Source organism: Neobacillus sp. plas4 (assembly GCF_057221695.1).
In genome coordinates this window covers 448,995-475,779 of record NZ_CM170152.1, presented here as the reverse complement: position 1 = coordinate 475,779, position 26,785 = coordinate 448,995, and the positions used below count along the sequence as shown (strand labels likewise).

The 26,785-nt window shown below is 41.6% G+C and carries 21 protein-coding genes; 1 reads left to right on the top strand and 20 read right to left on the bottom strand.

Annotated elements, in window-relative coordinates; genetic code table 11:
• Positions 1 to 8: 8 nt before the first annotated feature.
• The 11 genes from cobA to AC2TFD_RS02260 all read right to left on the bottom strand — a co-directional run bounded on the left by cobA (position 9) and on the right by AC2TFD_RS02260 (position 16,299).
• Positions 9 to 1,454 (bottom strand): uroporphyrinogen-III C-methyltransferase, encoded by a 1,446-nt coding sequence (gene cobA, locus AC2TFD_RS02310; RefSeq protein ID WP_484674872.1) that lies wholly within the window; start codon positions 1,452 to 1,454, stop codon positions 9 to 11.
• Positions 1,455 to 1,667: 213 nt separating this feature from the next.
• On the bottom strand, positions 1,668 to 1,988 hold the full coding sequence (gene nirD / locus AC2TFD_RS02305) for a nitrite reductase small subunit NirD (RefSeq protein ID WP_335509483.1): 321 nt from the start codon (positions 1,986 to 1,988) through the stop codon (positions 1,668 to 1,670).
• 6 nt (positions 1,989 to 1,994) lie between these two features.
• Positions 1,995 to 4,409, bottom strand: a complete 2,415-nt coding sequence (gene nirB, locus AC2TFD_RS02300; protein ID WP_484674871.1) for a nitrite reductase large subunit NirB — start codon at positions 4,407 to 4,409, stop codon at positions 1,995 to 1,997.
• Positions 4,410 to 4,767: 358 nt separating this feature from the next.
• Complete coding sequence (gene pruA, locus AC2TFD_RS02295) at positions 4,768 to 6,315, bottom strand: L-glutamate gamma-semialdehyde dehydrogenase (RefSeq protein ID WP_484674870.1); 1,548 nt, start codon at positions 6,313 to 6,315, stop codon at positions 4,768 to 4,770.
• Positions 6,316 to 6,427: 112 nt separating this feature from the next.
• Positions 6,428 to 7,594 carry a CamS family sex pheromone protein gene (locus AC2TFD_RS02290; RefSeq protein ID WP_335509489.1) on the bottom strand — a complete coding sequence of 389 codons (1,167 nt, stop codon included), beginning with the start codon at positions 7,592 to 7,594 and terminating at the stop codon, positions 6,428 to 6,430.
• Between the two features lie 16 nt (positions 7,595 to 7,610).
• Positions 7,611 to 9,617, bottom strand: a complete 2,007-nt coding sequence (gene ligA, locus AC2TFD_RS02285) for an NAD-dependent DNA ligase LigA (protein ID WP_484674869.1) — start codon at positions 9,615 to 9,617, stop codon at positions 7,611 to 7,613.
• A 69-nt stretch (positions 9,618 to 9,686) separates the two neighbouring features.
• On the bottom strand, positions 9,687 to 11,942 hold the full coding sequence (gene pcrA, locus AC2TFD_RS02280; RefSeq protein ID WP_335509493.1) for a DNA helicase PcrA: 2,256 nt from the start codon (positions 11,940 to 11,942) through the stop codon (positions 9,687 to 9,689).
• 65 nt (positions 11,943 to 12,007) lie between these two features.
• Positions 12,008 to 12,691 (bottom strand): heptaprenylglyceryl phosphate synthase, encoded by a 684-nt coding sequence (gene pcrB / locus AC2TFD_RS02275; RefSeq protein ID WP_335509495.1) that lies wholly within the window; start codon positions 12,689 to 12,691, stop codon positions 12,008 to 12,010.
• 402 nt (positions 12,692 to 13,093) lie between these two features.
• Entirely contained in the window at positions 13,094 to 13,405 is a 312-nt protein-coding gene (locus AC2TFD_RS02270; RefSeq protein ID WP_335509497.1) for a YerC/YecD family TrpR-related protein, read from the bottom strand.
• A 28-nt stretch (positions 13,406 to 13,433) separates the two neighbouring features.
• Positions 13,434 to 14,486: a DUF3048 domain-containing protein gene (locus AC2TFD_RS02265; protein WP_484674868.1), complete on the bottom strand. Its 1,053-nt coding sequence runs from the start codon at positions 14,484 to 14,486 to the stop codon at positions 13,434 to 13,436.
• A 70-nt stretch (positions 14,487 to 14,556) separates the two neighbouring features.
• Entirely contained in the window at positions 14,557 to 16,299 is a 1,743-nt protein-coding gene (locus AC2TFD_RS02260; RefSeq protein WP_484674867.1) for an adenine deaminase C-terminal domain-containing protein, read from the bottom strand.
• Between the two features lie 166 nt (positions 16,300 to 16,465).
• On the opposite strand from AC2TFD_RS02260, the gene AC2TFD_RS02255 reads away from it, so the two are divergent.
• On the top strand, positions 16,466 to 16,759 hold the full coding sequence (locus AC2TFD_RS02255) for a YgaP family membrane protein (protein ID WP_335509503.1): 294 nt from the start codon (positions 16,466 to 16,468) through the stop codon (positions 16,757 to 16,759).
• Positions 16,760 to 17,080: 321 nt separating this feature from the next.
• Here the strand turns inward: AC2TFD_RS02255 and purD are convergent, their stop codons facing one another.
• Genes purD through purC form a run of 9 tightly spaced genes read right to left on the bottom strand, consistent with a single transcriptional unit; the run spans position 17,081 to position 26,751 of the window.
• Positions 17,081 to 18,352: a phosphoribosylamine--glycine ligase gene (gene purD / locus AC2TFD_RS02250; protein WP_484674866.1), complete on the bottom strand. Its 1,272-nt coding sequence runs from the start codon at positions 18,350 to 18,352 to the stop codon at positions 17,081 to 17,083.
• A gap of 15 nt (positions 18,353 to 18,367) precedes the next feature.
• Entirely contained in the window at positions 18,368 to 19,906 is a 1,539-nt protein-coding gene (gene purH, locus AC2TFD_RS02245; protein ID WP_335509507.1) for a bifunctional phosphoribosylaminoimidazolecarboxamide formyltransferase/IMP cyclohydrolase, read from the bottom strand.
• On the bottom strand, positions 19,881 to 20,483 hold the full coding sequence (gene purN / locus AC2TFD_RS02240; protein WP_484674865.1) for a phosphoribosylglycinamide formyltransferase: 603 nt from the start codon (positions 20,481 to 20,483) through the stop codon (positions 19,881 to 19,883). Before purN ends, purH begins: the two co-directional genes overlap by 26 nt.
• Positions 20,480 to 21,505 (bottom strand): phosphoribosylformylglycinamidine cyclo-ligase, encoded by a 1,026-nt coding sequence (gene purM, locus AC2TFD_RS02235; RefSeq protein ID WP_335509511.1) that lies wholly within the window; start codon positions 21,503 to 21,505, stop codon positions 20,480 to 20,482. Before purM ends, purN begins: the two co-directional genes overlap by 4 nt.
• An 11-nt stretch (positions 21,506 to 21,516) precedes the next feature.
• Positions 21,517 to 22,923, bottom strand: coding sequence for an amidophosphoribosyltransferase (purF, locus tag AC2TFD_RS02230; protein WP_335509513.1), 1,407 nt, complete (start codon positions 22,921 to 22,923; stop codon positions 21,517 to 21,519).
• Positions 22,899 to 25,127, bottom strand: coding sequence for a phosphoribosylformylglycinamidine synthase subunit PurL (purL, locus tag AC2TFD_RS02225; protein ID WP_484674864.1), 2,229 nt, complete (start codon positions 25,125 to 25,127; stop codon positions 22,899 to 22,901). The genes purF and purL overlap by 25 nt, the downstream gene beginning before the upstream one ends.
• Positions 25,111 to 25,794 (bottom strand): phosphoribosylformylglycinamidine synthase subunit PurQ, encoded by a 684-nt coding sequence (gene purQ / locus AC2TFD_RS02220; protein ID WP_484674863.1) that lies wholly within the window; start codon positions 25,792 to 25,794, stop codon positions 25,111 to 25,113. Before purQ ends, purL begins: the two co-directional genes overlap by 17 nt.
• Entirely contained in the window at positions 25,791 to 26,045 is a 255-nt protein-coding gene (gene purS, locus AC2TFD_RS02215; RefSeq protein ID WP_335509518.1) for a phosphoribosylformylglycinamidine synthase subunit PurS, read from the bottom strand. The genes purQ and purS overlap by 4 nt, the downstream gene beginning before the upstream one ends.
• A gap of 1 nt (position 26,046) precedes the next feature.
• Positions 26,047 to 26,751 (bottom strand): phosphoribosylaminoimidazolesuccinocarboxamide synthase, encoded by a 705-nt coding sequence (purC, locus tag AC2TFD_RS02210; protein WP_335509520.1) that lies wholly within the window; start codon positions 26,749 to 26,751, stop codon positions 26,047 to 26,049.
• Positions 26,752 to 26,785 lie beyond the last annotated feature (34 nt).

Below are 26,785 nucleotides of genomic sequence, written 5' to 3'. Positions count from 1 at the left end.
CAATCCCACTACCTTTCACAAGCAACTGGATGCTGAACTAAAAAGTCTGCCAACGCTTCTTTTGTAGCAGATTCCGGCATTCCGTCTGATCTAAGGCCAGCACGTTCAACTGCATTCTTTGTCTGCTGCCCTATGCAAACAACTTGTAGATTGTTCAAAAGTTCGATGGGGTTAATAGTACAAACCTCTAGCCCTTCCAAAAACGTTCCAACTGTAGCTGCACTCGGAAACACCATTGTATTCACGTCTGCTTCTTCAAGCATTCGTTGAAAAATTGGTATAAACTGCATATCCATTTCTTTTTTACTTGTCACCAAATAATCAGCATTCTCAATCGTTTTACTCTTATTGTCCCCGACAATCAACAGGCTGCCCTCCCGAGGCATGTCCACCAACAATCCAGCAATAAAACCCCGTTCTTTTAGAGCTTTAATTGATTTACTAGAACCGCCATAAAAACTAGCACGTATTTCTCGGATATCCATCCCTTTATCCATGACAGCTTCAAAAAATTCACTGACACTTTCTGGGGATGAGAATAGGATCTTTTCATAGGTTTTTACATTACTTAACTCAACAGGCAATTTGGTCTTCTTCCATTTTGGAAATTCAATGACATCCGCACCCAGATCCATCAATTCCTTTGCCAAGCCGCTTACACTTTCCCCAGTACGTGCAAGCAAGATCTGCCTGCCATACAAAGGCATTTTTTCGAACCAACTGATTTTTTCACGAAGGGATATCACATTACCGACGAGGATAATCGCTGGGTTACGAAAATTAGCTTCCAATACCTTTTCCGAAATATCCGCTAGTGTTCCCTGCAATGTTTTTTGACGGCCAAATGTACCCCATTGAATCAGGATAACAGGAGTAGAAGAAGGTTTTCCATGTCCAATCAGATTCTCACAGATAAAAGGCAGGTTTCCTACTCCCATATAAAAGGCGATGGTATCTACGCCGCGAACAAGGCCTTCCCAATCAAGCATTGGCTTGCCTTCCGCTGATTTATCATGCGCTGTAACCACTGCAAACGACTCCGCATGCTCTCGGTGGGTGACTGGAATTCCCGCATAAAGGGGGGCTGCAATCCCCGAAGATATACCAGGAACGATTTCAAAAGGAATTTGATAATGAGCAAGGGCCGCGGCTTCTTCCCCAACCCGGCCAAAAACACCTGGATCTCCGCCTTTTAAACGAACGACCACCTTACCTCCTAGTGCCTTTTCTACTAATAGGTCATTGATACTTTCTTGGCGTAATATATGGCGGTCAGGCAATTTCCCGCAATAAATTAGTTCGCAGACCGCCGGCGCATACTCCAATAGTTTTGGATTTGCGAGGCGGTCATATAAGATCACCTCAGCCTGCTGAATTGCTTCCAATCCTTTTACGGTGATTAAACGGACGTCCCCTGGTCCCGCTCCTACTAAAAATACCTTCCCTGTCTTCATCCTGCAGCCATCCTTCCAAACTCTTTATATAAGGCTCTTTTTTTGAGCTTTGTGTGCTTCTTGGAACAAAATTTAATGATTGTACTGAGTCTCAGAAAATAGAACTAACTTAATTAAAAAAGAGCCTGAAAACTAAATTCTATAGCGCAAAATAACTATTTCCGCGTTAAAATCGGCTTTAAGATTTTAACAACAGGCTTACGAAAAACAGTCTTAACTAATAATATAAACGTTATCGCCTTCTACTTCCACCTGATAGGTTTCGATTTGACCTTCATCTGGTGCCTGAACCTTGCCATCTGCTAAGGAAATTTTCCAATCATAGACTGGGCAAAAAACATAGTCGCCGCTTACCAATCCTTCTGTTAACACGCCGCCCTTTGGGTGCGGACTGTGATTTTCAATGGCATATACTTTTCCGTTTGTGACTCTAAATAAAGCTATTTCGCAATCATCCATTTTTACAGAATAACCAGCCCTTACTGGAAGGTCAGAATATTTTGCTACTAGAGTCTTCGCATTTGTTAAAATCATTTATGATCACTCTCCAGCCTTAACAGTGTGTACTGCATAATATTTATCTTTTATTTCATCACTTTCAATTGCTTCATTCCAAGGTTCGATGTACTTCGCTAAGGTTTGATCCATACGCGCATTTAATGCTTTTCTAGTTTCTTCATTTGCCAAGACCTCTTTGACATGCTCTAGGCCAACGCGTTCAACCCATTTTGAAGTCCGCTCTAGGTAATTAGCTGTTTCGCGGTAATATTGGAGGTAGGCACCGGTCATTTCCATAACCTCAGCTTCTGTTTTCACGGTTGCCAAAAGGTCACCTGCGCGGAGGTCGACACCGCCGTTACCTGCTACGTAAATTTCCCAGCCGCCATCAATTCCAACAAAGCCAATATCCTTAATTCCAGCTTCTGAACAGTTTCTAGGGCAGGCTGACACACCCATTTTTACTTTATGCGGTGTATCAAGACGTTCAAATTTCTTCTCCAGCTCAATGCCTAGTGACATAGAATCCTGCGTACCGTAGCGGCAGAATTGTGCACCAACACAAGTTTTTACCGTCCGGAGTGTTTTTCCGTAAGCATAGCCTGATGGCATATCAAGCTCTTCCCACATACTAGGAAGGTCTTCTTTTTTAACCCCGAACAAACCAATCCTTTGACCGCCTGTTAATTTTACAAGTGGAACTTCATACTTTTCTGCTACTTCAGCAATTTTTTTCAAATCAGCAGCCGTCGTAACACCGCCATACATTCTTGGCACAACAGAGTATGTTCCATCCTTTTGGATATTTGCATGCATTTTCTCATTTACTAGGCGGGAATCACGGTCATCTTTGTATGCGTCCATATGAACCATACCTAGGTAGTAGTTAATCGCAGGACGGCATTTCGTGCAGCCTTCCTCGTTATTCCACTCGAGGACGTTCATCACTTCTTTCACACTTGTTAAGCCCTTTTCTTTAATTTCCGCAATCAACTCTTCACGGCTAATGGTTGTACAGCCGCAAATGCTTGTTTTTTGTGCCGCTGAGGCATCAAATTGATCACCTAGTGTATAGGCTAAAATATCATTCACCATCGGTTTGCATCGTCCGCAAGATCTGCCGGCATTGGTACAATGGCTAACTTGGTCAAGTGTTGTTAAACCTTGGGCTTTAATTGCCTCCACGATGGCACCTTTCGTCACACCATTACAACCGCATACCAATTCATCATTTGGCATTGAGGCGATATCGCCGCTGCTGCCTTCAGCTGAACATTGTGATTCAAAAATAGAAATCCCTGTAATGTCTTCCTTTTTTGAAAGCAATCGAAACAGTCTTGTACTATCTTTGGTGTCGCCATAAAGAACAATCCCAACAATTATGTTATTGCGAACTAAAACCCTCTTATAAATACCTTCATATTCGTTATATACCATGATTGATTTTGTGGTGCCATCCTCAAAAATCTCACCTGCAGAGTAAAGGTCTACACCAGCGACTTTCAGCTGCGTTCCCGTTACAGAGCCTTTATATGGAGTTGTTTCAATCCCACAAATTTTTTCAGCAAGGACTTTTCCTTGCTCATATAATGGTGCAACCAGCCCATAAACAATTTCTCTATGCTCGGCACACTCACCAACCGCATAGACATTCGGTACATTCGTTTCCATATAGTCATTCACGACAATTCCACGGTTTACATAAATTCCGCTTTCCTTCGCCACAATCGTATTTGACTTAATTCCGATTGCCATAACTACAAGATCTGCTCTAGCAAAAGTTCCATCTTTGAATCGAAGACCAGCAACACGCTCATCACCAATGATTTCAACCGTTTCTTTTTCCATTAGAAAGTTCATACCTTGGGATTCGAGCTCTGCTTTTAGCAGGCTTGAAGCGATTGGGTCGAGCTGTCTTTCCATTAGGCTTGGCATAAGATGTACGACATCAACCTTCATCCCTAGGTTCAGTAATCCTCTTGCAGCTTCAAGTCCAAGAAGACCGCCGCCAATTACGATTGCCTTTTTATATTCTCGCGCCGAATTGATCATCATTTCACAATCTTTTATATCCCGAAACCCGGTTACTCCCAATTTGTCTGCCCCCGGTATTGGCAGAATAAAAGAATTCGAGCCTGTTGCGATAATTAACTCATCATATTCTACCTCACGACCCCGATCGGAAACGACCCTCTTTGCTTCTACATCGATCTTGGTTACAGCTTCACCTGTGAATAATTGAATATTATTTTCTTTATACCAGTCTACTGGATTCATAATGATTTCTTCAAAGCTCGCCTCTCCTTGAAGAATATTTGATAATTTTATACGGTTGTAGTTAGGATGCGGCTCTTGTCCAAAAATAGTAATTTCAAAATGATTTGGTGCTAGTTTAAGAATTTCCTCAATGGTTCTAACTCCCGCCATTCCGTTCCCGATCATAACTAGTTTTTTCATGTTTGATCGCTCCTTCTATGATTTATCTATGAATTTACGTTAATAATGTTTTTCTCTATACTTACATAGTAATCCTCATGGAGCTGAAATATTGTGAAGTTCGTCACAATTCTATGGTTACTTGTGAACCGTTTCACATAATTGTCAAAAATGATTCTAAGTATGGAAGTTGGTTGTTGAAAAGGGGGTTTGGACAATTTTTCACTAGTTTTGGATATTTTTTATTGGGTTTTGGACATTTTCCCGCTAGTCTTGGACAATTTTCAATGGGTTTTGGATTATCAGACAATTTTTACCAAAAACCCCCTGAGTTTTCCATACAAAAAAACCCCTCCTCAGACGAGAAGGGGTCATCACATTAATACATTTCAGAAGTAGTTTTTGCCTGCATGTGCAGCAATAAGTAGTCTGGTCCTCCAGCTTTGGAGTCTGTTCCAGACATATTGAAGCCTCCGAATGGCTGATACCCAACAATCGCACCGGTACATGAACGGTTGAAGTATAGGTTACCAACATGGAAGTCTTCTCGCGCTTGCTCTTGGTGTGCACGATTTCTTGTAATAACTGCACCAGTTAGGCCGTACTCTGTGTTGTTTGCTATTTCAATCGCTTCCGTGAAATTCTTTGCCTTAGTGAAACCAACCACTGGACCAAAGATTTCTTCCTGCATGATACGAGCATCTGGAGCAAGGTCAGCAATAACGGTTGGTTGAATGAAGTAACCTTTTGAATTGTCTCCTTCACCGCCAGCCATCAACCTGCCTTCCTGCTTGCCGATTTCAACATACTCCATAATTTTTTTGAACGCATTATGATCATTAACTGGGCCCATGAACGTTCCTTGCTCCGTTGGGTCACCTACTGTTAGTTCTTTAGTTAATTCAACCACACGGTTCAATACAGTGTCATACACATCCTCAACAATGACTGCACGAGAGCATGCTGAACATTTTTGACCAGAGAAGCCAAATGCACCTGCAACAATAGACTGTGCAGCAAGCTCAAGATCACCTTCTGAGTCAACCACGATGGTATCTTTACCTCCCATTTCAGCAATCAAACGCTTCATCCAGATTTGCCCTGGATTTACTTTTGAAGAACGTTCGAATATACGAAGTCCGACATCACGTGAACCTGTGAAGCTGATAAAACGTGTATCTTTGTGATCAACTAAATAATCGCCAACCTCTGAACCGCTGCCTGGAACGAAGTTTAATACACCTTTAGGAAGACCTGCTTCTTCCATTACTTCCACAAATTTAGCCGCAATGACTGGTGTAGTTGAGGCTGGTTTTAATAGAACCGTATTCCCTGTCACGATAGCTGCAACTGTTGTTCCCGCCATAATAGCAAAAGGGAAATTCCAAGGAGAAATAATAATGCCCACTCCTAAAGGAATATAGTCGTATCGATTGTATTCGTTTGGACGGCTATTTACTGGTACGCCATTTTTAAGCGCTAACATTTGCCGGCCATAATATTCTAAGAAGTCAATTCCTTCAGCTGTGTCTGCGTCTGCCTCTTTCCAAGGCTTGCCCGCTTCCTTTGTCATAAGAGCAGAAAACTCATGTTTACGACGACGGATGATTGCTGCTGCTTTAAATAATACATCCGCTCGAACTTCAGGCTTTACTTTTCTCCAAGTTTTAAACGTTTCAACCGCAGCCTGCATTGCCTTTTCTGCAAGGTCACGTCTTGCTTTTGAAACAGTACCAATTACTTCTTCTTTATTGGATGGATTATAGGAAACAATTTTATCTTCTGTTGAGATTTTTTCGCCGCCGATTACTAAAGGATAATCTTTTCCTAAATAGCTCTCAACTGTTTTTAAAGCGTTTAAATATGATTGGCGGTTTTCCTCAATTGTAAAATCTGTGAATGGTTCATGCTTATAAGGTTGTACCATGTCATAAAACCTCCTATATACTATAAACTCAACATCCTTATTCATTTTATCATGTTTCTTTTAACCGTATCAATTGATAACCGAAAGCAAAAAAACCTAGCATCAGCTAGGTTTAATAAATATGCACAAACGGTTCAGCTTCATTTGCCTTGCGGACAATTAATGCTTCAGGTCCGTCAACAGAAGTAACACTTACCGAAACAGAAATATAATTAGGAAAATGCTCTAAGACAAGACCTGTTACATATTGAGTAAAGCCAATCGCCTCAGATTTTCCATAAAATTGGATTGGAATGGAGATATCCAAATCAGTAAATTGATCTCCTATATAGAAAGCACGGCCGATGACTCCATTAAAGTTTGGAAAATATTCCTCTACATCCTGTTTAAAGTTTAAAAAAGCAGTTACATCATCACGGTGCGCTTCTTGTGCCTCCGTTGATGGAAAGAGGAAGTACTTTTCTGAAACAGGCTCCCACGCATTTATCGTTGAGCTTCCTTTATCCACGTGCGCATACGTGAAAAAAGTTCCTGGAACGACAGAGGATCTGCTTTGCTGTTCAAATAGCGCAATGGTAATCGGTACATCCTTCAAATTCTTCATTGCTCTAAGGCGCCTAATCACCTCATCCGCAATTTTTTTCCCTTCGCGCTCCATTTCAGGAAATTCAATTTTGCGCTCGAAGTAAGGCTCACCCACCGCTGTCCGGTAATAATGGACCGTGTTTAAGGCCAAACCAATCACAACACCGCCCAATTTGACCGTATCATTTTCGCCTTTGATCAGGTAATCATGCTCTAATATATGGGCTAAGTAGATAGGGCTGTTACTGTTTCCTGCCTGAAAATCCACACCGTCTTCCAATACTGGGTTTAAGCCAATATTTTCGTTCTCCTTTAATTTCTGAGCCTCAACTTGAGCTGGAGTGTATTTGCGATTCAACCATAATCTAACGGTATTGCGCTTTAATTCCTGTCCTTCACGGAACAAATAGGTTTTTGGGTCAAATTGATGTTGCGCGATTCTCATCAAGCCAGTCTCAAATTCGTTAATGTCATATCTCGTATTGATGTTTCCTACAATTAATCCACGTGCTTCCCCAGGTTCGAACGGTAAAATCGTCCGATAATAGTTGTCTGAAATATTATATTTGGGAATGATCGCTTTCTCTTCCGACTCTTTTTTCGTTTGCACCACGTTCTCCTGCTTTTGAAAGTTCGGTGCACATCCGCTTAGAAGGATAACAAGAGATAGAGCGATGATTGAGAGTTTTCTCACTTCGACACACCTCTCTCTATTTATTTAATTCTACTAACAGCTTCTCCTCGTCCCATACTTCAATTCCCAGCTCCTCAGCCTTCGTAAGCTTTGAACCCGCATCTTCACCTGCTATCACAAGATGCGTTTTTTTGCTGACGCTTCCTGCTACTTTTCCACCTAGGGCTTCAATCTTTTCCTTGGCTTCATTCCTAGAGAGCTGCTCAAGTTTACCTGTTAAAACAACCGTTTTACCAGCAAAAATGCTATCTGACTCTTCAACAGATACTGGCTTTGCTCCTTTGTAATCCATATTAACTCCTAATGCTGTAAGTTCCTTTACTAACGCTTCCGCCTCTTCCTGGTCAAAGAAGGCAACAATAGAGTCTGCCATTTTATCTCCAATTTCATTGATCGCTAGTAAGTCCTCTTTGTTTGCCGCAGTTAGTTTTTCCATTGAATCAAAGCTTTGCGCAAGTGTTTTTGCTGCTTTGGCTCCTACATGGCGGATTCCAAGACCAAAGAGCAGCCTTTCTAGGGAATTTGCTTTAGAAGCCTCTATTGCTTTTAACAGATTTGTTACGGATTTTTCTCCCATTCTTTCTAATGCCAATAGCTGTTCTCGCGTGAGCTTATAAATATCGGCAACATCCGAGATTAACTTTTCAGCAAAAAGCTGACTGATTACTTTTTCGCCAAGACCATCAATATTCATCGCCTCACGTGATACAAAATGAATCAATCCTTCACGAATTTGCGCAGGGCAACTAGGATTAATGCATCGTAAAGCCACTTCTCCTTCTAAACGGACAAGCTCACTTTCACATTCTGGACAATGCGTTGGCATATGGAAGTCAAGTTCTTCTCCCGTTCTTTGTTCTGCTAATACATTGACCACCTCAGGGATAATATCTCCCGCTTTTTTAACGACTACTTGGTCGCCAATCTTAATATCTTTTTCTCGGATCAAGTCTTCATTATGCAAGGAGGCACGCCCGACTGTTGTACCCGCTACCTTAACTGGCTTTAGTATGGCTGTTGGTGTCACAACACCGGTTCTACCCACGCTTAATTCAATATTCAAAAGAGTGGTGACCACTTCTTCTGCCGGAAATTTATAGGCAATGGCCCAGCGAGGACTTTTTGCTGTTGTTCCAAGCTTACCTTGCTGCTCATAGGAATCTACTTTAATCACAATTCCGTCTATTTCGTATGGTAAATTCGGACGCTTATCTACCCAGCCATTTACATATTCAATAACCTCATTAATGGTAGGGCATTTTCTTCGCTCCTTATTGGTTTTAAAGCCAAGACGATCTAAGAAATCGAGACCTTCACTATGCGAGGCAGCATAGATTTCCCCAGCACCACCAATTCCATATAAAAAGACATCCAGATTTCGCGTTGCTGCAATTTTCGGATCTAGTTGTCTTAACGATCCCGCTGCTGCATTTCTAGGGTTGGCAGCTAATTCCTCGCCACGTTCTTCCTTCGCCTTATTTAAAGCTTCAAAGGATCTTTTCGGCATAAATGCCTCACCGCGGACCTCGAGTGAAACACTTTCACGTAAACGGAGTGGAATCGATTTGATGGTCTTTAAGTTGGCAGTGATATCCTCGCCAGTGGTACCATCCCCTCTTGTTGCCCCTTGGATAAACAATCCGTCTTCATAGCGTAATGAAACTGCGAGACCATCAATCTTTAATTCACAAACATAGGAGAATTCATCCCCAACTGCCTGCCGGATACGGCGGTCAAAATCTCTTAAGTCCTGCTCGTTAAAGGCATTGCCTAAGCTTAACATCGGTGTCCGATGCTCCACCTTTTCAAATAAGTCCAGCACTTCACCGCCAACGCGGACTGATGGAGAATCTGGTGTTTTCAGTTCTGGAAATTCAGCTTCTATCTCTAAGAGTTCTTGCATTAAACGGTCATATTCTGCATCAGGCACAGAGGGGTTATCCAGCACATAGTATTCATAGCCATATTGATTTAATAGGCTTTTTAGTTCATTGACTTTAAGTTCCGCGGTTTGAAGGTCCATACATCCAGCCCTTTCATATTAAAATTAAATATGATAACGAGAATAGCCCCAAAAAGGGGCATTCTTTTTTTATACCTTTTTTGTTATTGGTGCAAACTTAGCCAGCAGGCGCTTGATACCAGTTGGGCTTGGGAAAGCTATATCCAGCTCTGTTCCTTCACCTTCCCCTTTTACACTTACTACTGTACCAATGCCCCATTTACCATGCTCAGCTTTATCGCCAACCTTCCAGCCAATCGTATCTCCACCAGTGGAAGCCGCTACAGGTCTCATAACTGGTTTTCTAGTTACTGGTGTCCCGAACGAGGTGCTTGTTGAACCCATTGTACTCCGGCCAAAAGCAGTTCCTCTTGTACCGAACGAAGTACCTTTCTTTTCTGCTGGTTCCACTCCTTCTAACAGCTCTTCTGGAATCTCTTTGATGAACCTTGATGCTGGATTCATGTTCGTTCTACCAAACAAGGTTCTCATCTGAGCGTTTGTAATGAATAGTGTTTGTTCCGCCCTCGTAATTCCTACGTAAGCCAAACGGCGCTCTTCTTCCATTTCTGCTTCTTCCATTAGTGAGCGGCTGTGAGGGAAAACTCCTTCTTCTAACCCGATTAAAAAGACAACAGGAAATTCTAATCCTTTTGCAGAGTGAAGTGTCATTAGGGTAACGGCATCAACTGCTTCTCCATCATCATCAAGTGAATCGATATCCGCTACAAGCGCTAAATCGGTTAAGAATGCAACAAGACTCTTATCTTCATTCACTTGTTCAAAATTCTTGGTAACAGATAATAATTCATCCAAGTTTTCAAGTCTGCTTTGGGCTTCGATTGACTTCTCTGCCTTCAGCATTTCTCGATAACCAGACTTATCTAGTATTTCCTCAACTAGCTCGGTTACCGATAAAAATTCTTGCATTTGCGTATAATTTTTTATTAAATCTCTAAATTCCCTGGCACCTTTGGTGATTTTCGGGCTTAACCCTAGTAACTCCACGGAGTCGAGCGCCTGGAAAATGGATATATCATGCATGGCAGCAAAGTCAGCCATCTTATCAATGGAACTCGAACCAATTCCGCGCTTAGGCACATTAATGATCCGCTGTAAGCTGATGTCATCATCAGGATTCGAAATGAGCCTCAAATAAGCGAGCATATCCTTGATTTCTTTTCTGTCATAGAACTTCGTCCCGCCAACGATGCTATATTCAATATTTGATTTTAGCAAAACTTCTTCCATTACACGGGATTGAGCGTTTGTCCGATAAAGGATGGCAATATCGGATAGCTTTTTGCCATCGCGTGTTAATTCTTTAATTTTCCCAGCTACAAACTGAGCTTCTCCCTGCTCACTATCCGCACGATAATAAACAAGTTTGTTTCCTTCCGGGTTTTCGGTCCAAAGATTCTTTGCCTTACGGGTTATATTATTTTCTATAACCTTATTCGCAGCCAAAAGAATCCTCTTGGTGGAGCGATAGTTTTGCTCAAGCAAAATCACTTTGGCATCCGGATAATCTTTTTCAAACGAAAGAATGTTGGCTATATCCGCTCCCCGCCAGCGATAAATCGACTGGTCAGAATCCCCGACCACACAAAGGTTTTTAAAGCGATTTGCCAAAAACTTCACCAGCATATACTGTGCTCGGTTGGTATCCTGATACTCATCAACATGTATATACTGGAACTTTCGCTGATAATATTCAAGTACTTCTGGTACGCGCTGGAACAATTGAATAGTTTTCATAATCAAGTCATCAAAATCAAGCGCTTGATTTTTCCGTAACCGTTTCTGATATTCTGTATACACATCACTAACTGTTTGTTCAAAGTAGCCCCCGGCGGTTTTAGCATATTCTTCGGGATCAATTAATTCATTCTTTGCCGAACTAATCGCCCCTAAAATCGCCCGCGGGTCATATTTTTTCGGGTCAAGGTTCTTATCTTTAAGAATTCCTTTTACTACTGATTGCTGATCACCTGTATCCAAAATCGTAAAGTTACGATTGAACCCCATCCGGTCGATATCCCGACGCAAAATTCTTACACACATCGAGTGGAAGGTGGAGATCCAAATTTCCTCGGCTGCTCCGCCCATCACTTTTCCAATACGCTCTCTCATTTCACGAGCGGCTTTATTTGTAAAGGTAATCGCTAAAATATTATAAGGATTTACACGTTTTTCAACGATTAGATAGGCAATTCTGTGTGTTAATACTCTCGTTTTCCCACTTCCAGCACCAGCCATCAGTAAAAGCGGACCGTCCGTTGCTTTTACAGCGTTTTGCTGTTCTGGATTTAAACCATTTAGAAGCTTTTCTGATAAATATTGCAATTCCTTCACCACCATAACGAACATTTGTTCTTATTTTAACTCTTTTGTTCTATTTAAGCAAATTTTCACCGTACAGCTTTTACTGTTGCCAAAGCTTGGGCAAAATCATCGTAAATGGCATTTCCAACCACAATGACATCAGCATGCTTGGCCATTTCGGCGGCTTGGGCAACGGATTTAATTCCACCGCCGTAAAAAAGAACGGTCTTATCAAGAACTTTTTTCACCTCATCAATTACCTGAACATCTCCATATTTACCGCTATATTCAAGATAGAAGATTGGCAAATGGAACATTTTCTCTGCCATCATCGCATAGGCCTTTACTTCTTCGATTGTTGCATTTGTATCAGCAGATGTCAGTTTAGCAGCCTTGCATTCCTCATTCAATATGCAGTAGCCTTCCATGACAATCTCTTCCCAATCCATAATTTCACCAAATTCTTTCACTGCTTGATGGTGAAGTCCGGTTATCCACTTGGTATCACTGCTATTTAAAATCGTTGGAATAAAATAAAGGTCAAAGCCGGGGGTAACACTTTCAATACTAGAAACTTCGAGGACACAGGGAACAGTAAAGCGGCGTATTCTAGCCATCAAATCAAGAACATTTTCCAGAGTAACTCCATCAGTCCCTCCAACGATAACACCGTCTGTTCCAGATTCACATATTTTTTCTAACTGTTCATCACTTATCTCTTTATTTGGATCGAGTTTAAACACATGGCGCCACTCGCGAAAATCATACATCCCAAGATCCTCCCATTCATCTTCATTCCACCATTATAGCATTTACAGATTCGTTTAAAAAAGAAAACACTAATTGAAATAATAGAAATGTTAACCATATTAAAAAAGCGGGGGCGACTTTGTCAGTGAAAAAGGCAGTTCATTTTTTTCCTCGGGTCCACAGACATAAGCGAGCCGAGAAGGTTGCTCTTTAACCTTCTTGACTGATTGTCGGAAATGTGGAGGCGACTGCCCTGGGACGAAGGCATAAGACGAACCCTGCAAGAAGGCGTTCTTTGCCTTCTTCAGGGGGTGGCTTATGACTCGAGTCCCAAGGAGCCGAAACTAGACAAGGTTATGACCCAAGCTCCTAGGCGCCGGAGCTGGATTAAAAAAACCGAAGAGCACTCTCTTCGGCTTGGTTTACTTTTCTTCAGTTGGTTCTTCCGTTTTAATCCGCTCTAATACCATTTCATAGGTATCATTACCAAAATTCAAGCAGCGTTTCACACGTGAAATCGTTGCTGTACTAGCACCAGTTTCTGTTTCAATTTTATGATAAGTATTTCCATCACGGAGCATTCTAGCTACATCTAGGCGTTGTGCTAAGGATTGAATCTCATTAATGGTACATAAATCATCAAAAAAACGATAACATTCTTCGAGATCCTTTAAGGAAAGAACGGCTTGAAATAACTGATCAAGCTCTTTTCCGCGTAACTTATTTATTTGCATTTGGATTACCCCTTTAGATAGTAAGAAATTATTTTACATTAAATGATACACTTGATTGAAGTCCAGGATTCGTTGGGATAACATTCACCCAAGTTTTTCCAGGGACAAATGGAACCACTTCACTATTTTTTATTGGCACGATTAGACCATTATCATTTTTCCATTCCACTTGTATTACCTTGCCCAATTGCAGCAAGTAACCTGATCCCCCTGCTTCTAAGTCAATTTCCTTATGGCCAACATTATCAATGACTTGGTGCGTTGTCTCGATGATAAACAGATTGTCTAACAGGATAGGTTCTTTTGTTTCGTTATCAATGGTTTGGTCTCCATCAGAGAAACGTTTGTATTTTCCAACTGATTCATCATACTCGTAAATAGAGTCGAAAACCCCGCTAGCAGAGTATGAAACCATTACTGACTTCGCTTCATCCCCAGTTACCGATTTACTTTCATCCTCTGATAAAAATGTAAATTCATGCGGCGATTGATCCATAGAGTATTTCTTTTCTTTTGCACCTTTTAAAACATTTTCATACGTGATATAAGAATTATGGGGCGCCTGGCGGTCACTAGACCTTTTAAATAAAGTACCGTCATAAACCATTCCATTTAAATTATCAATAAACCCGCGTTCAAGCAATTCTTGTGCCTCTGCACTATAGCCGTGAGCTATAAAAAGTGCATTAAGCCCTTTTGCTACATCAATGTAATAATCCCTTGCACTTCGAATAGGCCCAATATTTTCAGGACGTTCGCTTTGAAAAACGGCAAGAAACCTGGTAACATCGCCTTCAGCTAGTATTTCATAAACTATATCTGCTTTGTGCAAACCAGATTGCGGTCTGGCTTTGGGATGATTGTTAACCATTACCGCGACTGCTCTGCCCTCGGTCTTTTTCTCTGAAACTATACCTGTTAATGGGTAGTGATAGGGTAGTTCCGTCTCAACTTCTCCCTGTATCACTTCCTCCACCTCTTTTACCGGGTCCTTTGGCTCTGGTCCATTCGCTTTTTCTTTCTCACTGCAGCCAGAGAGCAGTAAAAGAGCTGCTGTTGCTGCAACAGCCCACTTTTTCATCTTTTAAACACTCCTAACTTTATCTAAAAGGAGGTGGAAGATTTAATCTCCATTTAAATACTTTTATATTTTAACGCATTATCGAAGGAAAGAGTACCGTTTTGTTCATGACATCGTACATTCCCTGCGGCGTAATACGAATATAAGGTAAATGAGTAGCGGAAAAGAATTGCAAACTGTATACAGGATCTGAAAAAGAATAGCCGCGACCCCTCAATTCCTCAAGCAGTTTCTTTTCTTCATTTATTAATTCCTTAATGGGAAGATTAGACATTAGACCATTTAATCTTAATGGAACCTCACACACAACGTGTTCATCTTCAACCATGACGATTCCGCCGCCCAGCTTCTTCATCCTTTCAAATGCCGCAAGCATATCCGTTTTATTTTTTCCAATTAAGATAATATCACCTGTATTGGAATAGGAACTTGCGAGTGCTGAAAGATTTGTTGCAAAACCTTTCAACAGGGTATTAATCCTCCACTTTCCATTCCGATCTAACAGCGTGAAAAAGCATTCGTCATGATCGGTGGACAACTCATCACCTGAGGCATCGATTGCGATAGAATAAGGCTTCGTAATGACCGAATTCTCCATCTTAATTCCAAATGGCATGGAGAACTGCAGGTCATCAATACTTAGTTTCCATTCAAGTTCCATTGGCTTTAGACCATACTCATCCCAATTGATTGAGTGGTAAGAATCGACCGTTTGTCCTTCACGTTTTACCCAATTCCCTTTTGCAAGAACAGAATGCGGTGTTGGATTTTCAATACTTGATAAGAAATTAATGTTTGCGACACGGCCCGTAGCAATATTTCCATGCAGATGGTCAATATTATAATAACGGGCAATGTTCACCGTAGCCATATTATAGGCATCGATCACAGGTACACCTTTTTCTATGGCAATCCGAATCATTTGATCATTCATACCTTGTTCATAAAAAGTCGATGTTGCCCCATCTGTGTTAAACATGAGACGATCGTAGGCTTGAATGCCTAAGCGTTTTATATCGTCTAGCAGTTCTGGCAGGTCGGGACGAATGGATGAATATCTCAATGAAACCATATATCCCTGCATTAAACGGTTATAAACTTCTTCACCTGTCATCGCCTCATGGTCACTATCAGCACCTAAGAGCATCATTTTTGCTAACGTTTTCTCAGAGGCTCCAGGAAAATGACCCTCAATCTTTTTGCGCATCCGCTTCGTTTCTTGCATCCAGTGCAGCATCATATCATCGCCATCTAGCAACTTCGGCCATCCTGTCAATTCCCCGCCTTGCAAAACAGCGTCGTGCTCTAACCACGATTTAATATTGCTATGTGAAAAAACATCCACTTCATTCAATATTTCAGTTTGCGGGTCAAACCTGCACCACCAGAACATCGTCGTTGGAATGGAACGCAGCTCTTTTAGTAAGGAAAACGCTTCCTTTTTCTTCAGATTCATAATCAATGACATGTTGTCATTGATTATGGTCGTTGTTCCAAACTGGGATGCATAGGCTGCAAGCGTATGGGGATTATATAATTGATAAGGATGGGCATGTGGCTCAATATAACCTGGGACAAGTATTTCATTTGTGCAGTCAACGACTTCACAATTTTCCAAATGGGCCGGTAAATTCTCGCCGACGTATACAATCCGATCATCATATATCCAAATATTCGCCCGCATCCACTGGCGAAATGTCTGATTTAAATACAAGGCATTTTTCAATAAAAGAGTTGGTGAAGTTTTACCATCTAAAACTGATACATGCGCGCGTAAGTGTTTATTTTTCCATCGATACCGTTGTTCCAGCATACGATACCCTTCCTTTCTTGAAGCTATCTATCTATTAAAAGTATTGTTTTATCAATAAAGAAAGCCCTTACAAAAATTAGATTTACCTTATACTAACATATTTTACTGTTTAACGCATTAAAGAAATGGTAATTGATTTAAAAATATTGTGAAGGAGTGAACAAAAATGAACGTTACAAAAAATATTGGGATTTTAAATGCATTAATTAGGATTACCATTGGGCTGACGATTCTTTCTTGGAGTACCGCTAAAATGGTGAAGTTTCCGTGGAGAGATTCTTATTTGTTTATTGCTATATGTGGTGCAATGAAGGTTGCAGAAGGTATTGTTCGTTTTTGCCCGGTCACGGCACTGTTTGAAAGGTATCAGGAAATGGAGCAGCAGCAAATACCTTTAGCGCTTGGCGATGAATCTGCTGAATCTAATATTGATGAGGTATTGCCGTATAATCCTTCGTAAATGTTTGAGTATAGTTTGCTTGATGGCTATTCGTGCCCTTCAACTCAAAATTATTTGGATCGTGGTAACGAATAAATGCTTTTCGTGCCCCTCCACACAGAATTATCCGGTTTGCGGTAACGAATAAATGCTTTTCGTGCCCTTCAACCCAGAATTATCCGGTTTGCGGTGACGAATAAATGCTTTTCGTGCCCTTCAACCCAGAATTATCCGGTTTGCGGTAACGAATAGCCTCTCTATTCTTGCCCTTCCGCTTAGGTTTCACTGGTTTCGGTACCATATAAAAACGGGCTGACCCCAAAATGGTCAGCCCTTACCTTTTTAACTTAAGACGCGCCCGATTGCCTTCGAACCGATATCCTTACGATAAAACACACCATCGCATGATAATTTTTGCAGTTCTCTATATACAGTATCTTGTGCATCCTGTAAGCTATCAGCTTTTGCCCCAACTAAGAGAACCCTGCCTCCATCCGTAACAAATTCACCTAGTTGATTTTTATTTGTACCTGCGTGGAACGTATAGACTTCCTGTGAAAAATCTGATAATCCTTTAAGAACAGCACCTTTATCATATTGTTCTGGATATCCTTTGGCTGCCACGACTACCCCAATCATCGGTTGCGTATCCCATACCAATTCCGGCGTCTTGCCAGCCAATAAGTCTAAGATTGTCTGTACTAAATCCGATTTTAACCTCGGTAAAATAACCTGTGTTTCCGGGTCGCCAAAACGAGCATTAAATTCGATTACCTTTGGACCTTTGTCGGTTACAATCAATCCTGCATAAAGAATTCCGCAAAAGCTTCTTCCTTCTTGGATCATTGCATTTGCAGCAGGCTTAAGGATCGTTTCGATAGCTGTTTCAACTGTCTCGTTGTCAATATGAGGAACTGGTGAGTAAGCACCCATTCCACCCGTATTTGGACCGTTATCACCATCAAAGGCACGCTTATGATCTTGGGCGATTTCAAGAGGGATCACAATATCCCCATTCACGAATGCCATGAGGGAAAATTCCTCACCAGCTAAAAACTCTTCAATAACCACACGTGAAGAAGCGTCGCCAAATTTTTGGCCCACAAGCATTTCTTCCGCACTCTGTAATGCTTCTTCAAGCGTTAAGGCAACCGTAACACCTTTTCCGGCAGCCAATCCATCCGCTTTAATAACGATTGGAGCACCTTTTTCTTCAATATATTGCTTTGCATCCTCAAAGTTGGTGAATACCGCATATTCAGCAGTAGGAATCTGATACTTCCTCATGATTTCCTTTGCAAACGACTTACTTCCTTCGATTTCAGCTGCTAATCCGCTTGGTCCAAACACAGCTAAACCTTCAGCCTGAAATTTATCTGCCAATCCTTCAAGCAATGGCACCTCTGGGCCAATGATCGTTAAACCAATTTCCTGTTCGATTGCAAATTGAATTAACTGAGCATGTTCACTCTCTGAGATTAGGACTCGTTCAGCCACATCTTCCATCCCATCATTACCTGGAGCAGCATATACTTTTTCAACAAGGGGGCTTTCACTTACCTTTTTGCACAGTGCATGTTCTCTTCCGCCTCGTCCAATGATTAGAACTTTCACTTCTTTCACCTCGCTTTAGTGTTTAAAATGTCTTACTCCGGTAAACACCATGGCAATTCCGTATTCATCCGCTTTTTTGATGGAATCTTCGTCACGGATGGAACCGCCTGGCTGAATGATTGCCGTAATTCCCGCTTTAGCTGCTGCTTCAACGGTATCATCCATTGGGAAGAAAGCATCAGAGGCAAGTGCAGCGCCTGCTGCTTGTTCACCAGCTTGTTTTAAAGCAATTTCAGCGGCACCTACTCTGTTCATTTGACCAGCGCCGATTCCAATTGTCATATCCTCTTTTGACACGACAATGGCATTGGATTTTACATGTTTAACAACTTTCCAGCCGAGCTTTAATGCTGCCCACTCCTGCTCAGTTGGCTGTCTTTTTGTCGCTACTTTAATCTCAGCGTCTTCCAAAGTGAATCGGTCCTGTTCTTGAACAAGAAGCCCGCCTTCTATGGTCGTTAACTTTAATTCTGGTTTTTGTGTGTCTAAGAATGGAATCGTTAATAAACGAAGATTCTTTTTGGATGTTAAAACCGATAATGCATCAGCTGAGAAAGACGGTGCAATAATGATTTCCAAGAAAATCTCATGAAGTTTGCCTGCAGTCTCTGCATCCACTTCTCGATTAAAGGCAATGATTCCGCCAAAAATGGATACAGGGTCGGCAGCAAATGCTTTTTCAAAAGCAGTAAAAGTACTTGTCCCTGTCCCAATACCACAAGGATTCATATGCTTAACAGCCACTGCAGCGGGTTCAGTAAATTCTTTTACGATTTGCAGAGCTGCATCCGCGTCATTGATGTTATTATAGGATAATTCTTTCCCATGAAGCTGTTCCGCATTAGCAATGGAGAATGTGGAACCAAGTGGTTTTTTATAAAAAGCAGCTTTTTGATGTGGATTTTCACCATAACGAAGCGATTGCTTTAATTCATATGTAACCGTCAATTTTTCAGGTGTTTCTTCCTGAGCAAGATCAGTCATATATTCAGCAATTAAAGCGTCATATGCAGCTGTATGACGGAAAACTTTTGCCGCCAGCTTTCTGCGTGTTTCCAGCGTTGTTTGACCATCGGCCTTTAATTCCTCAATTACATTACTATAATCCACAGGATCCACAACTACCGTTACATACTGATGATTTTTAGCAGAGGCACGTAACATAGATGGACCGCCAATATCGATATTTTCAATCGCATCGTCTGTGGTTACTTCTGGCTTCTCAATAGTTTGTTGAAAAGGGTAAAGGTTCACACAAACGATTTGAATCGGATTAATACCATGTTCATCAAGTTGTTTTTGGTGCTGCTCATCATCATGTTTAGCTAGCAATCCGCCATGAATAAAAGGGTTTAACGTCTTTACACGTCCTTCTAATATTTCTGGAAAACCGGTAACATCACTTACACCAAGAACAGGAATACCTTGTTCTTGCAGTGCTTTTTTCGTTCCGCCTGTTGAAATAATTTCAAACCCTAAGCTGACTAACTCTTTAGCAAAATCAGAAATACCATTTTTATCAGAAACACTAATTAGTGCGCGTTTTTTTGTCATTGGTGACTTCCCCTTTCATTAACAGCATTTGCAAGATGGATGGATAAAGCTTATGTTCGATTTTTTGGATTTTCTGCTGCAAACTTTCTCTTGTTTCTTTATTTTCAATTCGGATACGTTCTTGGACAATTATCGGACCCGTGTCCATTCCTTCATCAACGTAATGGATCGTTACGCCAGTCCACTTCGCTTTTGCCTCCAGGGCCTGACCAACCGCGTCTTTACCTGGAAAGGCAGGAAGAAGCGAAGGATGGATATTTACGATTCTGCCCGAATACTCACCAAGCAAGGTTGGACCTAATAGTCTCATATAACCTGCAAGGACGATAAATTCAACACCATAACTGGTTAATTGCTCCGTAATTACCTTCTCATACGCTTCTTTGGAGCTATATTCCTTTGGGTTAAAAGAAAAAGCCGGGATACGAGCGGCATTTGCCCGTTCAACAGCAAACGCTCCCGGTTTGTCACAAACAAGAAGAGCTATATCCGCTTTAAGCTCTCCCGTTTGTACTACATCGATGATGGCTTGAAAATTGCTACCATTTCCAGATGCAAAGACAGCAACTTTTTTCATCGGCGGCCACCTAGTACAATTCCCTCTTCTGCTGTAACCATACCAATCTCATATGGAGTTTCCCCGGACTCTCTTAAATGATCCATCAAGTCAGCGGCGTTTTCTTTATCAACAGCGATAACCATGCCGATACCCATGTTAAAAATATTATACATATCCTGCTGTTCGATCTGGCCAACTGTCGTGATTAAATTAAAAATCGGTGGAATCTCCCAGCTCTTATCATAAATCGCAGCTCCAAGTCCCTCAGGAAGCATCCGCGGAATATTTTCAATAAATCCGCCGCCTGTAATATGGGCCATCCCTTTTATTTCGAATTTTTTCAAAGCCGATAAAATCGGTTTTACATAGATTCTTGTTGGTTTTAATAATTCCTCTCCTAAACTGCAGCCAAGTTCGTCTACATATTCCGTTAAGGCCCAATTATTGAAAACCTTTCTAACGAGTGAATACCCATTGCTGTGAATTCCGCTTGAAGCTAATCCAATCAACACGTCTCCAGGCTTGATATTTTGTCCTGTGATCATTTTGGATTTCTCAACAGCTCCAACGGTGAATCCTGCTAAATCATACTCACTTTCACTATACAAACCAGGCATTTCCGCTGTTTCACCGCCAATAAGTGCACAGCCTGCCTGTTCACATCCATCACTAATACCCTTTACAATTGCCTCTATCTTTTCCGGATCTGCTTTTCCGCATGCAATATAATCTAAAAAGAACAAAGGCTCTGCCCCTTGAACCACGATATCATTGACACACATTGCAACAGCATCGATACCAATGGTGTCATGCTTATCCATCCAAAAAGCAATCATCAGCTTTGTGCCAACTCCGTCTGTTCCTGAGACAAGAACAGGTTCTTTTAGGTTAAGAGAAGATAGGTCAAACATTCCGCCAAATCCGCCTAACCCGCCTAATACACCTGCTCGGGCTGTTCTTTGCACATGCTTTTTCATTCTTTCAACAGCCTCATAGCCTGCTTCGATGTTTACCCCTGCCTGTTTATACGCATTTGCCATGATGGTCCCCCTTATTTTTGGTAATAATATTGGAGTGTATCTGGATATATTTCCGTTGGATAATTACCTGTAAAACAGCCAAGGCAGAAACCATCCGTTCCTTCAGTTTTTACAATTGCTTCTACCATTCCCTCTGTGCTTAAAAACGTTAGGGAATCAGCACCAATAAGCTCGCGAATATCTTCCACTGATTTATCCGATGCAATTAATTCCTCCTTAGACGATGTATCAATCCCATAGAAACAAGGATTTTTTATCGGCGGAGAACTGATCACAACATGTACCTCTGTCGCTCCTGCTTCCTTTAGCAGCGATACAATCCGTTTGCTCGTGGTTCCGCGAACGATGGAGTCATCCACCATTACAACACGTTTTCCTTCTACCACACCGCGAACAGCGGACAGCTTCATTTTTACCCCTTGCTCTCGTAAGGTTTGAGTAGGTTGAATGAAAGTTCTGCCAACATATTTATTTTTAATTAAGCCCATTTCATAGGGAATACCGGAAACTTCTGCATAGCCAATCGCGGCAGAGATACTTGAATCTGGAACACCTGTTACTACGTCGGCTTCGATCGGAGCTTCAACTGCCAATCTTTTCCCCATATTCTTACGGGCTGTATGCACATTAATACCTTGAATGTTACTATCCGGTCTTGAGAAATAAACATATTCCATCGCACAGATTGACTTTGTTGAATTGAAAGCGAATTGCTCAGAAGTAATTCCGTCCTTGTTTATAATCAATAATTCTCCCGGTCGAATATCACGGATAAATTCCGCCCCAATGACATCAAATGCACAGGTTTCGGAAGCAACCACATAGGCATCTCCTAAACATGCGAGTGATAATGGTCTTAACCCATGAGGATCAAGAGCAACCATTAATTCATTCTCCGTTAGGATTAAATAGGCGTAAGCTCCTTTTAACATCGAAAGAGCATTTTTAACCTGATCTTTAAGCTCAGGAAATCCGCTTCTTCTAATTAAATGAGCTAAAACTTCGGTATCAGAGCTTGTTTGAAAAATACTTCCCTGTGCTTCCAGCTGGTGCTTTAAGAAATTAGCATTTACTAGGTTTCCATTATGGGCAAGGGCAAGACTGCCCGTTTGGGAATGGAACAGCAAGGGCTGGACATTTTCATAACCGGCGCCTCCTGCCGTTGCATAACGTACATGCCCAATCGCAGAGGTTCCCTTTAATTCTTCCATTACCTTCGGAGTGAAAATCTCTGAAACGAGTCCTTCACCTTTGACAACCCTTAGCTTTTCTCCGTTGGATACGACGATACCTGTACCCTCCTGGCCGCGATGCTGCAGACTATGAAGCCCATAATAGGTAAGCTGTGCAGAATCTGGGTGTCCCCAGACACCAAATACTCCGCACTCTTCGTTTAATCCCTTGATTTCAGCAAGCATGGAATAGCTCCTTTCCAGGCATCCTTCAATTGGTTTACAGAAGCTTCTAATACTGTATCGGTTTTAGATAAAACCTTTAACGTTCCTGTTTCGTTCACTTCTCCGATTAATTGTGCAGTTACTAAACTCTCAAACTGTGCTTGATGTTCTTTTTTCACAGATAACAAGAAACGAGATTGTGATTCACTGAATAAGGAAGAAACGAGATTCCCTGAAACATTCACTTCCGCTCCGAGTTTGTCATTGTCGAAAAGACTTTCGGCAATCGCCACTGCTAAACCGCCTTCTGATAAGTCATGAGCAGATTGAACTACGCCAGCACGGATGGCCGCTAATACTTGATCCTGATTTGCTTTTTCTACCTCAATATTTAACTCCGGAGCTTTTCCAAAAACTTTTCCGTGAACTAGTTTTTGAAGCTCACTTCCACCGAATTCATCCTTTGTTTCTCCAACTAAGTAGATAAGGTCGCCACTATTTTTAAATGATTGTGTGGTGATATGATCAATATCTGTTACCAATCCAACCATTCCGATTACTGGCGTTGGATAGATGGCCGTACCGCTTGTTTCGTTATATAAAGAGACGTTACCGCCAATAACTGGAGTTTCAAGAACGCGGCAGGCTTCACTGATTCCATCCGCTGCTTTTTCAATTTGCCAGAACACTTCTGGCTTTTCTGGATTACCGAAGTTTAAGTTATCAGTAATGGCTAATGGTTCTGCACCAGAGCAGACAATATTACGGGCTGCTTCCGCTACGGCAATTTTCCCGCCCACTTCAGGGTCTAAATACACATAGCGTGAGTTACAGTCAGTTGTCATCGCTAATGCCTTACGAGTTCCACGAATACGAACTACTGCCGCATCTGAACCTGGTGATACAACTGTATTTGTCCGCACCATATAGTCATACTGCTGATAAACCCATTCCTTGCTCGCAATTGTTGACTGACTTAAAAGCTTTAGAAGTGTTTCTTTTAGATCGGAAACCTGTGGGATTTCCTGCTCCATTGCCTGAAACTCCTCATAATACGCAGGAACTTTGGATAGTTTGTGATAAACAGGTGCGTCTTCCGCTAAAGCGTCAACCGGAACATCTGCCACGATTTCGCCATGGTGCAGCAAACGTAGTTTTTTATCATCTGTTACTGTACCAATCGCTACAGCTTCCAGGTCATATTTTGTGAATAAATCTTTTATCTCCTGCTCTCTTCCCTTTGTAACAACAATTAGCATACGTTCTTGAGATTCTGAAAGCATCATTTCATATGCAGTCATACCTGTTTCACGCTGTGGAACGAGGTCTAAGTTCATTTCGATACCCATTCCAGCCTTACTTGCCATCTCAGCTGATGAGCTTGTTAATCCTGCTGCACCCATATCCTGAATTCCTACAAGCGCGTCAGATTGGATCAGCTCAAGGCAGGCTTCTAGTAAAAGCTTTTCCATGAACGGGTCGCCAACCTGAACGGCTGGACGATTTTCATCGGATTGCTCAGTCAATTCTTCAGAAGCAAAGGTTGCACCATGAATTCCATCACGGCCTGTTTTTGCACCGACATACATCACCGTATTGCCGACACCTTGTGCAAGACCTTTTTTAATGTCTTTATGGTCAATCAAGCCGACACACATCGCATTCACTAACGGATTCCCATCATAGCTGGCGTCAAATTGTATTTCTCCGCCGACAGTCGGAATTCCGATACAGTTGCCGTAACCTGCAATCCCAGCGACAACTTCTTTGAATAAGTAGCGCACCCTTGCAGATTCATCCAATTCTCCGAAGCGAAGTGAGTTTAATAGTGCGATTGGACGTGCACCCATCGAGAAAATATCACGGATGATTCCGCCTACGCCTGTTGCGGCACCTTGATATGGTTCAATCGCAGATGGATGGTTGTGGCTTTCAATTTTAAAAACAACCGCTTGTTCATCACCGATATCGACAATCCCTGCGCCTTCACCAGGACCTTGAAGAACCTTTCCTCCTGTAATTGGGAATTTTTTCAATACTGGCTTCGAGTTTTTATAGCTGCAATGCTCTGACCACATAACTGAAAATAATCCCGTTTCAGTGTAGTTCGGTGTCCGGCCAAGAATGTTTTCAACGAGCGTAAATTCTTCATCGGATAAGCCCATTTGCTGATAAAGTTTTTCTGTCTTTACTTGATCTGGTCTTGGTTCATGCTTTAACAACATTTGCTTCCCTCCAGCTTCTTACAATCGATTGAAATAATTTAAGTCCATCTGCGCCGCCTAATAACTCATCAACAGCTCTTTCTGGGTGCGGCATCATTCCAAGAACATTTCCTTTTTCATTGATAATGCCTGCTATATCTTCTAAACTTCCGTTCGGGTTATCTTGGTACGTAAAAACGATTTGATTGTTCGCTTTGAGCTTCACGAGTGTTTCTTCATCACAATAGTAGTTTCCTTCACCGTGAGCGACAGGAATGCTAATGGTTTCTCCTTGAGAGTAGGCCGTAGAAAACATCGTCTTATTGTTCTCTACCTTTAATTCAACAGGTTTACAGATAAATGATAGACTTTCGTTACGTTTCATGGCTCCAGGCAGTAACCCAGCTTCAAGCAAAATCTGAAACCCATTGCAGACACCAAGAATCGGTTTACCAGCCTCTGCCGCTTTTACTACCTCTTTCATTACCTTGCTAAAACGAGCAATGGCGCCTGTTCGTAAGTAATCACCATATGAAAAACCGCCAGGAAGTAAGATGCCGTCAAATCCCTCTAAGCTTTCCGTATCATGCCATACATATTCAACCTGCTCACCAAGTTCATCCTTAATCGCATGGTACATATCGATATCACAGTTAGACCCCGGAAAAACGATGACTGCAAACTTCACTGAGGAACAACCTCCTCTACTTCATAACGGTAGTCTTCAATAACTGGATTTGCTAACAGCTTGCTGCAAATTTCATTGATTACTTCATCAAGATTACGCTCTGACTTTTCAATCGTCAGCTCCATATATTTACCGATTCGAACATCGGATACCTCTGGATAGTTTAATGATTGCAGTGAATGCGTTACTGCCTTACCTTGTGGATCTAGTACACTTTCTCTCAACGTAACATATACCTTTACTTTATACATGCTATTTTCCCCCTAATCTGTTAAAAACAGTTTCGTAAGCTTCTGTTAAACTTCCAAGGTCCCGACGGAATACATCTTTATCGAGCTTTTCATTTGTCTTTTTGTCCCATAATCTGCAGGTATCCGGTGAAATCTCATCTGCTAATAAAATGTCTTCAGCAGCATCCTTGCCAAATTCTAGTTTGAAGTCGATCAAATTGATGCCTAGTTCAGCGAAAAATCCTGTTAAAACTTTATTGATTTGCAGGGCTTTTTCTTTTAAAACGGCCAGTTCTTCTGCTGTTGCAACGTTCAATTCGTAAATATGGTCAACAGTTACGAGTGGATCGCCGAGGTCGTCATTTTTTAAATAAAACTCGACCAGCGGTTTTGTTAACTCTTTACCTTCCTCGATTCCCATGCGCTTTGAAAAACTGCCTGCAGCCACGTTTCGGACGACAACTTCAAGAGGGATGATACTTACTTTTTTAACCAGCTGCTCCGTTTCCGACAGTTGCTTAATAAAATGCGACTCAATTCCCTGTTCTTTAAGCTTTAAAAATAGCAAACTAGTAATTTCGTTATTCAAACGCCCTTTACCGGTAATATCCGCCTTCTTTTGCCCGTTAAAAGCTGTAGCTGAATCCTTATATTCAATTAAAACCGTCTGTTCATCATCTGTTTTAAAAATCCGCTTTGCTTTTCCTTCATACAAAAGCTCTCTCATAGAACGCCTCCTGAATTGGCAATATTGGGAATCT